Here is a 14,180-nt window from a genome sequence, read left to right as displayed (position 1 = left end):
GTTGGCTCGTTGGAAGCACAGCCCGACTCATGAAGCACCGTCTAGCATCGGCTGCGGACGCTACTCGACGGGGAAGGGGCAGCGTGGCCGCGGACTCAGCCGACGAAATCCTGGATTGGCTTCGAGGGCAGTGGCCTGCCGATGGTCCAGCCGTCGTCTACCTTGAGGGAATTGCCGGGCTCGGAAAGAGTCATCTTGGTCGCCAACTCCAGTCGGCGTGGCACGGACCATGCGCTCGTGTGGACGTCCCTGACGGAGGCGTGACTCTGGAGGATCTGCTGCTCGACATGGCGACCCGTTTCGACGATGTTGGTGAACATCGGCTGGCCGCTCGAGAGGATCTCGACCTTTGGTCGGGCTACGTAGACGTCATGCGGAGCGGGACCTCTCTCCTGATCATCGACAACGCGGAGCGTCTTCAAGATCCGCTCACCCAGATGCCTTCGGTAGGTCTTCGCAAGGTGGTGGAGGGCGCCCTCGCAGGTGGAGCTGGACGCGTCCTGCTCCTCACGAACCATGCGCCTGCGGACGGCATGTGGCTGGAGGGTTGCCGCCGAAAGATTCTGCGGCCCCCAGGTGCTGATGACGCGCAGCGGCTCTTGGATGCACTTCTGAGGGATCGCGGCAAAGAGCACGAGATTCCGCCACAGCAGCGCACTGACGTCGTCCGGTGGCTCGGCGCCAATCCCCGTGCGCTGCGAGCCCTCGTGGCATGCCTTGGCGAGGAGCCCTTGGAGTCGCTCATAGAACTCGAGCCTGACGCATGGGAGTTGCGCGACGAGGTTGTTTCTCCCGCGTTGATCCAGAAGCTCGAGACGTATTTCTTGACGCGTACATTGGACCAGTTGGATAGCAACGCACTCGTCCTGCTCGAGATGCTGTCCATTTATCGAAAGCCGTTCCGCGGCGCGGCGATCGAGCGACTGTCGAACGTGGTCGCAAACGTTTCATTGGCGAGAAGTCGTCTCGCAAGCAGATATCTGATCGATGTTGATCGGAACTACTACACCCTCCATCCCATCATTAGACGGCTGGCACGAAAGCGGATAGCTGAAGACCCGAAGCGAGAGCAGAATGCCCACCGTGCCGCAGCGGATCACTTTTCGAGGAGCCTCAGGCGTCCGACGGGCCCCGCAAAACTCCATCTTGTGGGTGAGACCTTCGTTGAGGCTCGGTATCACCTGCTCGCTGCTGGCCGAGACTCCGACTTCGAGGCCCTCGCCTCGGACTACAGGCGTGAACTCCTTGCCCAATACCGTAGTCCTACAGCAATGCCAGCCGACGAAACTTCTCGGAGACATCTCCTATCGACTCTCCAAGGTGCGCTCGGAGCCTCAGATGACGGGTACTCAGCGCTCCGGGTTCTGCTCGCGCGGCTCCTACTGGATCGAGGACAGCACGACGGCGATCGCCTCGCACTCCGTCAACTAACGCTCGCGTCAAGAGACTCCAAGGATCCGTACTGTTGGAAAGCCCGCCTCGAGTTGACGCTTAAGTTTGAAGGCAACACTGCTGGCCGGGCGGTTGCCGAGCAAGCGCTATCTGCACTCAATCCAGCTAACGCTCGTTATCCAGTGCTCGGCTACGCTGCCGGTCTAATCCGAGCCAATGACCCTGTCTTGGACACTCAGGCGCTGGATTGGCTCGATCGCCATCGGGATAGCGTGCCCCGCGATTCGTCGTATGGACTGTTTACTGCCGCAGCTTTCGTCTTGTCGCGCAATCGGCGTCGACCTGAGGCGGTCGATGTCTTGCTAGTTGGTCATGAACATGTTGGCGGTCAAGACCCGAACGCCTGGCGACTCTTAGAAGAAGCAGCATTCATCGCCGCAGCAACTAGAGATCAGGATGGTCTTGCACGTGTTCGGGCGAAGGCCCTGACAGATCGCCGCGAAAGTGACCTTGTCACTCTGTGCGACGTCCTCACGCTCCAGTCCGCTGGCCGGTGGAGCGAGGTCTCGGCAGCCGTCGGAAACTGCCGCTCACTCTCTGTCGTGGCGCAGAGCGCGTTTTCGCTCTTGTGCTCGGGCGATCCAGGCGGCGCTACGACACTGCTCACACAGCAGGACGTCGGCCAGAACCGAACTGGGGCGTGGCTCCGTGCGCTGGTCGCCCTCTGCGCCGGGCGTCCCGACATTTATGCGGCGGAGATCCAGACTTGCGTCTCCGCGAGATTGGGCCCGGCGCAGTCCCCAGATCCGGCCCTATGGCTGTCCGTCTGGGACGAGGTCCCCCATGGGGTGGAGAACTTTCCTGCCTTCTACTTCCCGAGACTCCCTCAGTCCCTAACGGGGCTCGATTTCGATCTCGTTCGCCTACCCGAAGACGGATCAGCTACCTCAGCTGTAGACCATGAATTGCTGCGGCTGCCAACCGTGCAAGATTCGAAGTCCTTCGATGATGCCATCGAATGTTCTGACGACTACACCACAATGCCTTCCCTAATCACTGTGAACGGAGATCTTATTATGAGTAAGGACATTTATAACGTTGCGGGGCAGGCAGGCGCCGTCGGGCGAGGTGCCTCCGCGCCTGGGGCGACGTTCAATCAGGTGGTGTCTCAGATGAACGCTGCGCAACTCATGGAACTCACTACGGAACTCTCGCGCCTACGCGAAGCCATGCGGGAGGCTGCGACCACGCCGGAAGAGGACATGGCGGTGGCAGAGGTTGCTCGCGCGGAGGTTGCAGCGCGCAACGGCGACACCGACGACTGCGAGCGAGCGTTGTCCCGCGCTGGTGGATGGGCTTGGAAGACCGCAAACGCCATCGGGACATCCTTGGCAGCTGGCGCTCTGAAAGCCGCACTCGGTCTCTAGCGTGCTGCGTCGTGTCGAAGCAGAATGCCTTGGCGTTGCGTGCGCTTACGCCACAACGGCGTACTCGATGCGTTAGTCATTCTGGGCGGAGTGGGCGCGGCTGCGGGGACAACGGAATCCGTCGCGGGGCTGTCAGAACCCGCGGGATTCCACACTGGTGTTCGAACATGTGTTCGAGTAGACTGTCTCCATGACAGCGGTCCTCGACCTTCACCCGCACCCGGGCCACCCGGGTGTGGTGGTCGCGGGGGTGCACGAGGCGCTCGACGGGCTCGGGCCGGTGGAGCTGGAGCCGGGGGAGTACGCCGCGGTGGTCACCGACGTCGACCGGGCCGTGCGGCGACTCGAGGGGCTGAAGCTGCGGCTGGTCGCCGCCGCGGAGAAGGCGCAGGTGCCCCAGCAGTCCGGCGCCCGTTCCGCCGGTGCCTGGGTCGCCCGGCAGACCCGCTCCGGGTCGGCCCGCGGGGCCCGCGACGCCCGGCTGGCCGGTGACCTCGACAGCCGGCTGCCCGACACCGCGGACGCGCTGGGCGAGGGGGAGATCTCCGGCGAGCACGCCGAGGTCATCGCCCACGCCGTCCGCCGACTCCCCGCCGGCCTCACCCCCGACCAGGTCGCCACCGTCGAGGCCTCCCTGGTCGGGAAGGCCAAGCGGCTCGACCCCCACCAGCTGCGCCGCGCCGCCCGCCGTGCCCTGGCCGCCGTCGAGCCCGACCCGAGGGTGGTCGACGCCGAGGAGGACGCCCAGGTCACCGACGAGGAGGAGCAGGCCAGGGCCCGGAGCCGCCTCACCCTCCACGACAACGGCGACGGCACCACCACCGGACACTTCACCGTCCCCACCCTCGCCGCCTCGATCCTGCGCAAGGTCCTCGACGCGATGACCGCACCCCGCCGCACGCCCGGCCGGACCACCCGTGGGGGCCCCGGCACCGACTGGGCTCACGCCCGCGGGGAGGCGTTCAGCCAGGTCCTCGAGCACCTCCCGGTCGACCACCTCCACGGCAAGGTCGCCGCCACCGTCGTGGTCACCCTCGACCTCGAGGTCCTCCGAGGCCAGCTCAAGGCCGCCCGCCTCGACACCGGCGACCTCGTCTCCGCCGCCGAGGCCCGCCGCCTCGCCTGCCAGGCCGGCCTGGTGCCCGCCGTCCTCGACGGCCCCAGCCTTCCCCTCGACCTCGGACGCCAGAAGCGCCTCTTCACCGAGGCGCAACACCTCGCCGGCGCCACCCGCCACACCAGCTGCGCGGCCGACGGCTGCCAGGTGCCCTACGCCTGGTGCGAGCTCCACCACCGACGACCCTGGGCCCCGGGCGGCCCCACCGACCTGCGAGACATGGTCCCCCTGTGCGGCTTCCACCACCGCCGGATCCACGCAGGCGGGACGGTCCCCCTCCGCACATGAGCGAAGGACGGACTCACCAGGTGACGGCGACGTACTTGCTCTCCAGGTAGTCGAGCATGCCCTCGTGGCCGCCCTCGCGACCGATGCCGGACTGCTTCGTGCCGCCGAAGGGGGCGGCCGGGTCGGACACCAGGCCGCGGTTGAGGCCCACCATGCCGGCGTCCAGCCGCTCGCTCACCCGCAGACCACGGGCCAGGTCGCCTGTGTAGACGTAGGAGACCAGCCCGAACTCGGTGTCGTTGGCCATCGCGATCGCGTCGTCCTCGTCGGTGAAGGTCAGCACGGGGGCCACCGGGCCGAAGATCTCCTCGCCCAGGATCTCCGAGCCCAGCGGTACGCCGGTCACCACCGTCGGCTCGTAGTACCAGCCCGGCCGGTCCGGGCGCCGTCCGCCCGTCACCACCCGGGCCCCCGCCGAGACCGCCCCCTGCACCAGCTCGTCGACCTTGACCGCGGCCTCCTCGTTGACCAGCGGCCCGACCTGCGTGTCGTCGTCGGTGCCGGGGCCCAGCGTCAGCGCCGACATCCGCTCCGCCAGCCGCTGCGAGAAGTCCTCGGCGACGTCGGCGTGCACGTAGAAGCGGTTGGCGGCGGTGCAGGCCTCGCCTGCGTTGCGCATCTTCGCCACCATCGCGCCCTCGACCGCCGCGTCGAGGTCGGCGTCCTCGAAGACCAGGAACGGCGCGTTGCCGCCCAGCTCCATCGAGCAGTTCACCACCTGGTCGGCCGCCTCCTTCAACAGCACCCGGCCCACCTCGGTCGAGCCCGTGAACGACAGCTTGCGCACCCGCGGGTCGTGCAGCATCGCCGAGACCACCTTCCCGGAGCTGCGGGAGGGCAGCACGCTCACCACCCCCTCCGGCACCCCGGCGTCAGCGAGGATCCGGGCCATCAGCAGCGCCGTCAACGGGGTGTCGGACGCCGGCTTCAGGATCACCGGGCACCCTGCCGCAAGAGCCGGGCCGATCTTGCGGGTCGCCATCGCGGCCGGGAAGTTCCACGGCGTCACCAGCACCGCGATCCCGACCGGCTGCTGCAGCACCACGATCCGGTTGGCCCCCGAGGGCGCCGTCATCACAGTCCCCGCCGCCCGCACCGCCTCCTCGGCGTACCACCGGAAGAACTCCGCGGCGTACGCCGTCTCTCCCCGGGCGTCCGGCAGCGCCTTGCCGTTCTCGAGCGAGATCAGGTGGGCGATCTCGTCGGCACGTGCGGTCATCAGCTCGAAGGCACGGCGCAGGACCTCGGCACGCTCGCGGGGAGCCGTGGCCGCCCACGCCGGTGCCGCCGCCTCGGCGGCCGCGACGCACGCCAGCGCGTCCTCGACGGTGCCGTCGGCCACCGAGGTCAGCACGTCGCCGGTCGCCGGGTCGAGCACGTCGAACCGGCCGCCGTCGGAGGCCGGCGCCGCCCGACCCCCGATCCACAGGTCCAGCGGCAGGTCGGCCAGCGCGGAGAGCGAGAAGTCGCCCACGGATCACACCTCTCAGTCAGGGCCCGGGTCAGTAGGGGTTGGCGACGAACAGCTCCTGCGCCGGGAAGAGGGTCATCACCTGGGGCCCGTCGTCGGTGATCACGATCTCCTCCTCGATCCGCGCGGCGGAGACGCCGTCGGAGGCCGGGCAGTAGGTCTCGAGCGCGAAGACCATGCCGACCTGCAGCTCGATCGGCTCCTTCATCGAGTTCAGCCGCGAGATGATCGGCCGCTCGTGCAGCCCGAGGCCCAGGCCGTGGGCGAACTGCAGCCCGAACGCCTCCATCTCGCTGTCGAAGCCGAACTCCTCGGCCTTCGGCAGCAGCATCGCCACCTCGTCGGTACCGACACCGGCCTTGATGCCCTCGATGCCCCGGTCCATCCACTCCCGTGCGCGCGTGTAGGCGTCGCGCTGCGCCGGCGTCGCCGACCCGACGGTGAAGGTGCGGTAGTAGCAGGTCCGGTAGCCGTTGAAGGAGTGGATGATGTCGAAGAACGCCTGGTCCCCCGGCCGGACCAGACGGTCGGTGAAGTTGTGCGGGTGGGGGTTGCACCGCTCCCCCGAGATGGCGTTGATCGCCTCGACCTGGTCCGAGCCCATCTCGTAGAGCCGCTGGTTGGCCAGCGCCACGATCTCGTTCTCCCGTACGCCGGGCTTCAACGCCTCGGTGATGTCCTGGTAGACACCGTCGACCATCGCGGCTGCCTGGTTGAGCAACATCACCTCGTCGGCGTTCTTGATGCAGCGCGCGTCGAGCATCGACTGCTGGGCGTCGACCACCCGCAGCCCCTGCCGCTCCATCTCGAACAGGAACGGCGGCTCCGCGATGTCGACGCCGACCGGCAGGTCGGCCACGCCCGCCTCCACGAGCAGCGACCGGATCTCCGAGACGGCGTCGGCCATCAGCCCGACCGACGGCGCCACCGCCCCCCGGAACCCGAGGAACCCCGCCCGGTAGTTCTCCTCCGGGACCCACCGGGAGTAGATCTTGTGGTGCTTGACCGCCGACCCGAAGTCCCACAGCACCGGGTCCTTGCCGCGGGCGAGCAGGGCGTAGCGGATCATCTTGTCGCCGAGCGCCCCACCGATCCAGGTGTGGGTCGTGTAGCGGATGTTGTAGAAGTCGAACAGCAGGAAGGCGCCGCACTCGCTGGCGTCCAGCGCGGCCCGTGCCCGCTCGATGCGGTACCGCCGGAGGCGGTCGAAGTCGACCCGTTCCTCGTAGTCGACCCCCATGTGGCCGGGGGCGGCCAGCCTCCCCGATGGGCCGGTGGTGGTCGTCATCTCACGCCTCGTCCGCTGCGGAGAGGCCGTCGTCGACGACGGCGTCCTCGGGCTTCAGGGTCACACCCGAGAGCATCGCCTGCTGGTCGAGCAGGATCGCGAAGTCCTCCTCCACCCGGCCGCTGCTCACCGTGCCCTGCACCGCGGCGGCCGCGGCGGCGGCGACCGGCATCGGGACGTCGAGCTCGTGGGCCGCCTCGAAGCCGAGGTCGAAGTCCTTGCGCAGCAGGATCGGGGTGAACGTCGGGGTGTAGTCGAGGTGCACGAAGGCCGGGCTCTTGTAGCGGGTGAAGACCGACCCCATGACCGACTTGTTGAGGAACTCCAGGAACGCCGCCCTCGGGATGCCCCCCTTCTCGGCGAGCACCGTGATCTCGGCGAGGTTCTGGGTCACGACGCCGAGCATCACGTTGTGGCAGATCTTGGCCAGCCGGGCGAGCTCGCCCTCACCGACGTACGTCGCCCCCTTGCCGAGGTGGTCGAGCAGCGGCGCGACCTCGAGGTAGGTCTCCTCGGGCCCGGAGACGACGAGGCTCAGCCCACCCGCCCGGACCACCTTGCCGTTGCCGCTGACCGGGGAGGCGAGGAAGGCGACCCCGCGCTCGGAACACGCCGCCCGCATCGCCGCCGAGGACTCCGAGGACACCGTCGAGCAGTCGACCACGGCGCCGGGAACCTGCTCGGGGTCGACCAGCAGCCCGCCCTCGCCGGTGAGCACCTGCTCGAGATCGGCCGGCGTCGAGACCATCGTGAAGACCACGTCGTGGGCGCGCAGGTCGGCGATCTCGTCGGCGACCGCGCAGCCGACGTCGGTCAGCGCCTCCGCCTTGGCGCGGGTGCGGTTCCAGACGGTCACGTCCTCGCCGGCCTTCGCGAGCCTCGACGCCATTGCGGCGCCCATCCGCCCCGCACCGATCCAGCCGATGCGCACGGCGCCAGGGGTGTGTGCGGTCATGAGTCAGCCTGCTTTCGTGGTGGAGGGGACGGGGAACGACGGCTCGGGCGCGTCGAGGAGGCGCGCCGCCAGCCAGTCGGCGGTCAGCGGCCGGTGGTGGGGGGCCACGTTGGCGCACCCGTGGTTGCCGTCCTCGAGCATCAGGAGCGCGGCCGGCCCGCCGGTCGCGTCGCGCAGCCGCTCCGCGTGCGGCCAGGGGATCAGCCGGTCCTGCCTGCCGAACACGACGAGCAACGGCGCGACCAGCTCCTCGGCGCAGCCGGACAGGTCCAGGGTGGACGCGATCCGGCGGGCCTCGTCGTCGTCGGTGGCGCCCGAGCGGTGCCGGAACGTGTCGCGGGTCAGCTGCGGCAGCCCGTCCCAGCACTCGCCGAAGTTGAACGGACCCGCCAGTGCCACGCACGCCGCGGCACGCTCGCCCAAGGCTGCAGCCACCCGCGGAGCGTAGTAGCCACCCAGGCTGACACCCCACACGGCCAGCCGGTTGCGGTCGAGCTCGGGCATGGTCCCGAGCACCTCCCAGATCGCTTCGGCGACCGGAGCCCAGTCGCCGCGGATCGGCAGGTCGTACTCCGCCTCGCCCTGGCCGGGCCCGTCGAGGGAGAACGTCGCGAGGCCGCGCTCGAGGAAGGTCTGCTCGGTCGAGCCGAGCTCCTCCTTGGTCGAGTCGAGGCCGGGCAGCAGCACGACCACGGGCCGTGGACCCTCCTCACGGGGGAGTCGGAGCACGCCCACCAGCCTGGCGCCCTCGAAGGGGATCTCCACCCGTCGGCCCGGCGGGTCGAGGTGCGGCAGCGCCTCGGCGAGGCAGTCGACCGCCCGTCGGTGCGCCTCACGCATCCGGTCGGGGTCGACGACGAAGACGAACTTCGCGAAGTGGTGGTAGACGGCCGCCTGGGCGAGGTGGCCACCGGCGGAGCGGAACCGGCCGTCGGCGAGCGCGTTCCGGCCGAGCTGCTCGTGCCGCTCGCCGGCCGCGCTCCAGGCGTCGCACCAGTCCTCCCACCGCTCCAGTCCGGACGTGACCCGCTCGAAGTCGGCGACGGTCACCCCGTTGACCGTGAAGCGCGGACCCCAGTGCGCGACCGCCGAGGCGACTCGGGCATCTGCCGGCATCCTCACTCCTCCCACCGCCCGCGCCTGCCTCGCGCAGGCGTGACCAACTCTTGATGCAATCGAGTGCAGCCTCGCCCACAACGCCCCGGCGTGTCAAGTAGGTCCATCCTGCCTGCGCACGGGACTGCCGCGTCTCTGCAATCGAATGCACTACACTGGCTCGCCATGACCTCCGCGGAGTCGACGCACGCGCCGCTGACCACCCTGACCGTGGGCACCTTCACGCCCTCGGTGCTGCTCGCCGTCGCGCGCCGTACCGGGGCGCTCGATGCTGCCGGCCTGGCGGTCGACGAGCGCCCGGTGACCTCCTCGCCCGGCCAGTTCGCCGCACTGAGGGACGGGGAGCTCGACGTCGCGATCACCAGCCCCGACAACGTGCTGGCCTACCGGTTCTCCCCCGGCAACCCGCTCGGAGCCCGGCTCGACGTGTCGATCGTGTCCGGCGTCGATCGTGGCGTCGGGCTCGGCCTCTATGCCCGGCCCGGGATCGAGCACCTCGACCAGCTGCGCGGTGGGGTGATGGGGGTCGACGTCCCCGTGTCGGGCTTCGCGCTCGCTCTCTACGCACTCGCCGACGCCCTCGGGGTGGGCAGGGAGGACTACCGGCTCGAGACCCTCGGCTCGACGCCGCGCCGCCTGGAGGCGTTGCTCGACGGTCGCTGTGACGCGACGATGCTCAACGCCGGCAACGAGATCCGCGCCGAAGCGGCCGGATGCCGCCTGCTGGCCGCCGCGTCGACGTACTGCGCCCCCTACCTCGGCACCGTCGTCGCCGTGCTCGGCCCCACCCACCTCGACGGCGCGACCCGGCTCGGCGAGGCCCTCGCCGCGACCGCCCGCCGGGTGCTGGCCGGTGAGCTCGACGACGTGACGAGCGAGGAGGCCGGCCACGTCCTGGGGCTCGACGGCGATCTCGGCCGCCGCTACACCCAGAAGCTGAAGGACCCCGACGAGGGACTCACCGCCGGTGCCGTCGACCTCGACGCCCTGGCCACCCTGGTCGACCTGCGGCGTCGCTACCTCCCCGAGGACGGCGCGGACCCGTGGGAGGGCGCCCTCGCGCCCGGGAGCGGACTGGTCGCCACCACCGCCTCGCAGGGGTGACGGGTGGCGCGCCGGCCTGACGACGGGTCCCACATCGGGCTGCTGCAGGTCACGACGTTCGTCAGCACGACCGACCGCTTCGTCATGCCCCCGATGCTGGTGGCGATCGCCCTGGACCTCGGCGTCCCGCTGGCGGCGGCCGTCCAGGCCGCGGGCGCCTACTTCCTGGCCTACGGCCTGATGCAGCCGGTGTGGGGCGTGGTCTCCGACCGGCTCGGCAGGGTGCGCACGCTGCGGGCGACGCTCCTGCTCGCCGGTCTCGCCAGCATCGCGTCCGCCTTCGTCGCCACCCCGCTGCTGCTCGGCGTCACCCGGGCCGCGGCGGGCGCGTTCTTCGGCGCCGCCTACCCCTCGACCCTGATCTACGTCGGCGACACCGTGGCGCTCCCGGTGCGGCAGCCCGCCATCGCCCGGCTCATGGTCGGGGTGGCGCTCGGGGCCGCGGTCGCCTCCGCGACGGCCGGCGTGCTGGCCGACGTGGCGTCGTGGCGGCTGGGCTTCGTCGCGACCGGCGGGGCGGCCCTCGTGCTGGTCGTGGTCCTGCGGCGGCTCCCCGAGCCGGCACAGCCGGAGGCGACCCGGGCCTCCCCGCTCGCGATGCTCGGAGCGGTGGCCCGCTCCCGGGTCACGCTGTTCGTCCTGGCCCTCTCCTTCGTCGAGGGCATGGTGCTGCTCGGCGCGCTCACGATCCTCCCCCCGGCCAGCGAGGCCGCGGGGGCGACCAGCACGCTCGCCGGTCTGCTGACCGGTGTCTACGGCGTCTCGGTCTACCTCAGCTCGCGCATGGTCCGCACCGTGTCGGTACGCCTGCACCCGGCGTGGCTGCTCGGGGGCGGGTCCCTCGTGCTGCTCGTCGCGATGCTGCTGCTGGCGCTCTCGCAGGGACCAGTCGCCGCGGCCGTCGCCGTGCTGCTGATCGGCGTGGCGTGGGTGTCGATGCACTCCACGCTGCAGACCTGGGCGACCGAGGTGCTGCCGGGGGCACGGGCGACCGTGATCTCGCTGTTCGCCGGTGCCCTCTTCGCAGGGAGCGCCGTGACCGCGGCGCTCGTCGCCGCGCCCGCGCAGGCCGGTCAGTACGACCTGATCTTCCTGGCCGGGGCCGCCCTGGCCATGCCCCTCGGGGTCGCGGCCACGTGGGGCCGCTGGAGGTGGCACCGGCCCGCGCCCGGCGCGCCCCCCGCCCCGACCGGGGAAGACTAGGCTCAGTCGCATGTCGACCCCGACACTGCGCGACGTGGCGGAAGCCGCCGGTGTGCACGCCGCCACCGCCTCGCGCGCCCTCAACCCCGGCACCCGGGGGCTGGTCAACGCCGACACCGCCAAGCGCGTGATCCGCGTCGCGGAGTCCCTCGGCTACCGCCCCAACCCGATCGCGCGGGGCCTCAAGACCGCCAAGTCGGGCACCGTCGGCCTGGTCATCCCCGACCTCACCAATCCCCTCTTCCCCCCGATCGTCCGCGGCATCGAGGACGTCCTCGAGCCGGCCGGCTACAGCGGCCTGATCGTCAACACCGACAACGACCCCCGTCGCGAGCAGGCACAGGTCGAGCTCCTGCGGGCGCGCCAGGTCGAGGGCCTGATCGTCGCCACCGCCATGGTCGACCACCCCCTCCTCGAGCAGCTCCACCGGGAGGGCGTGCTGATGGTGATGGTCAACCGCCGCCCCGACGGGGTCGACGTCCCCTCGATCACCCCCGACGACGCGGCCGGCATCGACCTGGCCGTGGAACACCTCGCCTCGCTCGGCCACCGTCGGATCGCCCACCTGGCGGGTCCGGCCACCACCTCCACGGGGGTGTCGCGCTCGCGCGCCTACCGCGCCGCGGTCCGCGACCGCGGGCTCGCCGACGACCCCGCCCTCGTGGTGGACTGCCAGTACTGGAACGAGGAGGCAGGCGCGGCGGCACTCCGCTCGCTGCTGGACTCCGGGGTGGAGTTCACGGCCGTGGTCGCCGGCAACGACCTGATCGCCCTGGGCTGCTACGACGTCCTCGCCGAGCGGGGGATGACCTGCCCCGACGACCTGAGCGTGGTCGGCTTCAACGACATGCCGTTCCTCGACAAGCTCGCGCCGCCCCTGACCACGGTCTCGATCCCCCACCAGCAGATCGGCGCCGAGGCGGCGCGGCTGCTCCTCGACGCGATCGCCGAGCCGGACCGCCCGGCGCGGTCGGTGCTGCTGCCGCTGACCCTGGTCGTGCGTGGCTCGACCGCACCGCCTGCGTGAACCCACTGCTGACAGGATCGGCGTATGACCGTCCCCGCCACCACCCGTCAGCTGCGCTCGCTCGTCACCCCCGAGGGGCAGGTCCGGATCTCCCTGGCGACCGTGGACACCCCGCAGCCACGGCCCCACCAGGTCGTCGTACGGGTCGAGGCCGCGCCGGTCAACCCGTCCGACCTCGGGTTGCTGCTCGCCCTGGCCGACCCGGGCGCCGCCGAGGTCGACGACTCCCCTGAGGGCCCGGTCGTCACCGCGTCGGTCCCCGAGGCGGCGATGCCGAGCATGCGGGCGCGGCTCGACCAGTCGCTGCCGGTCGGCAACGAGGGCGCGGGGACCGTCGTCGCGGCGGGCGACTCCCCCGAGGCGCAGGACCTCCTCGGCAAGCGCGTCGGGTTCTCGGGTGGCGGCGCCTACGGCGAGCACGCGCTGACCACCGCCCAGGCGTGCCTGCCGTTGCCCGACGGGGCGACTGCGGCCGACGGCGCGGCGTCGTTCGTCAACCCGCTCACGGCGCTCGGGATGGTCGAGACGATGCGCCGCGAGGGCCACACCGCCCTGGTCCACACGGCCGCGGCCTCCAACCTCGGCCAGATGCTCGCCCGGGTCTGCCTCGCCGACGACATCGGCCTGGTCAACGTCGTACGCCGTCCCGAGCAGGCCGACCTGCTGCGCGACCTGGGCGCCCGCCACGTGGTGGACTCCAGCGCCGCCACCTTCATGACCGACCTGGTCGAGGCGATCCGCGCGACCGGCGCCACGATGGCCTTCGACGCCGTCGGCGGCGGCCGGCTCGCCAGCGACATCCTCAACGCGATGGAGGTCGCGGTCACCGACCCGGACGCGCCGTACAGCCGCTACGGCACCGACGTCCCCAAGCAGGTCTACGTGTACGGCAGCCTCGACCGCCGTCCGATCGAGCTGCGGCGCGGCTTCGGCTTCAGCTGGGGCGTCGGCGGCTGGCTGCTCATGCCCTTCCTCGCCTCCCTCCCGGTCGACGACCTGGTGCGGCTCAGGTCCCGCATCGCCTCCGAGCTGACCACCACCTTCGCCAGCTCGTTCACCGAGGAGATCACCCTCGACCAGGTCCTCGACCTCGACGTCCTCCGGCGTGCCGCCCGGACCTCCACCGGCGAGAAGTTCCTGATCGTCCCGTAGGACGACCGACCAGCCGACCCACGTCCATCTCCGCGATCGGGGCGGTGGTCTGGGATCGTTGCCCGCAGGCTGGTGACCGGGAGGGGACCATGAGACTCGAACACCTGTACCGGGTTCGCTTCTCCTATCCCGAGGGATGGGCAGTCGGGCTCGAGGGCGGCTGGGAGCAGCACTTGTACATCGCGGATGGGCAGTGTGAGGGCACGATCAGCGGTCGATTCCGCGGTGCGAACTTCCCGCTCCGGCGAACCACCGAGGGGCCGTTCTGTCCGGACCTGCGGGCGGTGATCGAGACCGACGATGGTGCCACCCTCATGTTCGCGTCGCACGGCTACGGCCGTTCCTACCCTGCGGGCCGCAGGCAGGTGGTCGGCACCGTCATGCACCTCAGCGACGATGCTCGCTACCGCAGGCTCAACGACGTCGTCTGCGTGTGTGCAGGGGAGGTCCGCGCCGCCGATGATCCCGACCGGGAGAGCCCTGACCTCGTGCTGGACGTCGCCGAGCTCGTGTGGGAACCCGTCGGCGAGTGACGACGCCGGCGGGAACGCCGCCGCTCGTTCGCGCATCCGTGCTCGCCCCGGCAACTCTTCGTCGAACGCCCTGCTGACGCACGCCCTGCTGACGCACGCCCTGCTGA

General features: G+C 70.5%; 11 protein-coding genes. 7 read left to right on the top strand and 4 right to left on the bottom strand.

Going from position 1 to position 14,180, the window contains the following annotated elements; translation table 11 throughout:
• Positions 1-29 precede the first annotated feature (29 nt).
• Both ACQ1X7_RS10695 and ACQ1X7_RS10690 read left to right on the top strand, forming a co-directional pair.
• The gene (locus ACQ1X7_RS10695; RefSeq protein ID WP_432478170.1) at positions 30-2,819 is read left to right on the top strand and encodes an ATP-binding protein; all 2,790 of its coding nucleotides are present in this window, start codon (positions 30-32) and stop codon (positions 2,817-2,819) included.
• Positions 2,820-3,009: 190 nt separating this feature from the next.
• On the top strand, positions 3,010-4,224 hold the full coding sequence (locus ACQ1X7_RS10690; RefSeq protein ID WP_432478169.1) for a DUF222 domain-containing protein: 1,215 nt from the start codon (positions 3,010-3,012) through the stop codon (positions 4,222-4,224).
• 13 nt (positions 4,225-4,237) lie between these two features.
• On the opposite strand, the gene ACQ1X7_RS10685 is transcribed toward ACQ1X7_RS10690, so the two are convergent.
• From ACQ1X7_RS10685 to ACQ1X7_RS10670, 4 genes are read right to left on the bottom strand one after another with little or no spacing between them, the layout of a single operon-like run.
• A complete protein-coding gene (locus tag ACQ1X7_RS10685) occupies positions 4,238-5,698 on the bottom strand; it encodes an NAD-dependent succinate-semialdehyde dehydrogenase (protein ID WP_432478168.1) in 1,461 nt (486 codons plus the stop codon).
• Between the two features lie 28 nt (positions 5,699-5,726).
• Positions 5,727-6,983, bottom strand: a complete 1,257-nt coding sequence (locus ACQ1X7_RS10680) for a M24 family metallopeptidase (RefSeq protein ID WP_432478167.1) — start codon at positions 6,981-6,983, stop codon at positions 5,727-5,729.
• 1 nt (position 6,984) lies between these two features.
• Entirely contained in the window at positions 6,985-7,938 is a 954-nt protein-coding gene (locus tag ACQ1X7_RS10675) for an NAD(P)-dependent oxidoreductase (RefSeq protein ID WP_432478166.1), read from the bottom strand.
• Between the two features lie 3 nt (positions 7,939-7,941).
• Positions 7,942-9,054: an alpha/beta hydrolase family protein gene (locus tag ACQ1X7_RS10670; RefSeq protein WP_432478165.1), complete on the bottom strand. Its 1,113-nt coding sequence runs from the start codon at positions 9,052-9,054 to the stop codon at positions 7,942-7,944.
• Positions 9,055-9,219: 165 nt separating this feature from the next.
• Here ACQ1X7_RS10670 and ACQ1X7_RS10665 point away from each other — a divergent pair, with 165 nt between their 5' ends.
• From ACQ1X7_RS10665 to ACQ1X7_RS10645, 5 genes are read left to right on the top strand one after another with little or no spacing between them, the layout of a single operon-like run.
• Positions 9,220-10,158 carry an ABC transporter substrate-binding protein gene (locus ACQ1X7_RS10665; protein WP_432478164.1) on the top strand — a complete coding sequence of 313 codons (939 nt, stop codon included), beginning with the start codon at positions 9,220-9,222 and terminating at the stop codon, positions 10,156-10,158.
• A gap of 3 nt (positions 10,159-10,161) precedes the next feature.
• Positions 10,162-11,361, top strand: a complete 1,200-nt coding sequence (locus ACQ1X7_RS10660; protein ID WP_432478163.1) for an MFS transporter — start codon at positions 10,162-10,164, stop codon at positions 11,359-11,361.
• Between the two features lie 10 nt (positions 11,362-11,371).
• On the top strand, positions 11,372-12,388 hold the full coding sequence (locus tag ACQ1X7_RS10655; RefSeq protein WP_432478162.1) for a LacI family DNA-binding transcriptional regulator: 1,017 nt from the start codon (positions 11,372-11,374) through the stop codon (positions 12,386-12,388).
• A 24-nt stretch (positions 12,389-12,412) separates the two neighbouring features.
• Positions 12,413-13,540, top strand: a complete 1,128-nt coding sequence (locus ACQ1X7_RS10650; RefSeq protein ID WP_432478161.1) for a zinc-binding dehydrogenase — start codon at positions 12,413-12,415, stop codon at positions 13,538-13,540.
• 44 nt (positions 13,541-13,584) lie between these two features.
• The gene (locus ACQ1X7_RS10645) at positions 13,585-14,073 is read left to right on the top strand and encodes a DUF3237 family protein (protein WP_432478160.1); all 489 of its coding nucleotides are present in this window, start codon (positions 13,585-13,587) and stop codon (positions 14,071-14,073) included.
• The last annotated feature ends 107 nt before the right edge of the window (positions 14,074-14,180 follow it).

Origin of the sequence: Nocardioides sp. GXQ0305, assembly GCF_050880345.1 — a bacterium.
Classification (GTDB): Bacteria; Actinomycetota; Actinomycetes; order Propionibacteriales; family Nocardioidaceae; genus Nocardioides.
Note: the sequence above shows the minus strand (reverse complement) of the source record. Positions and strands in the feature narration are given on the sequence as shown.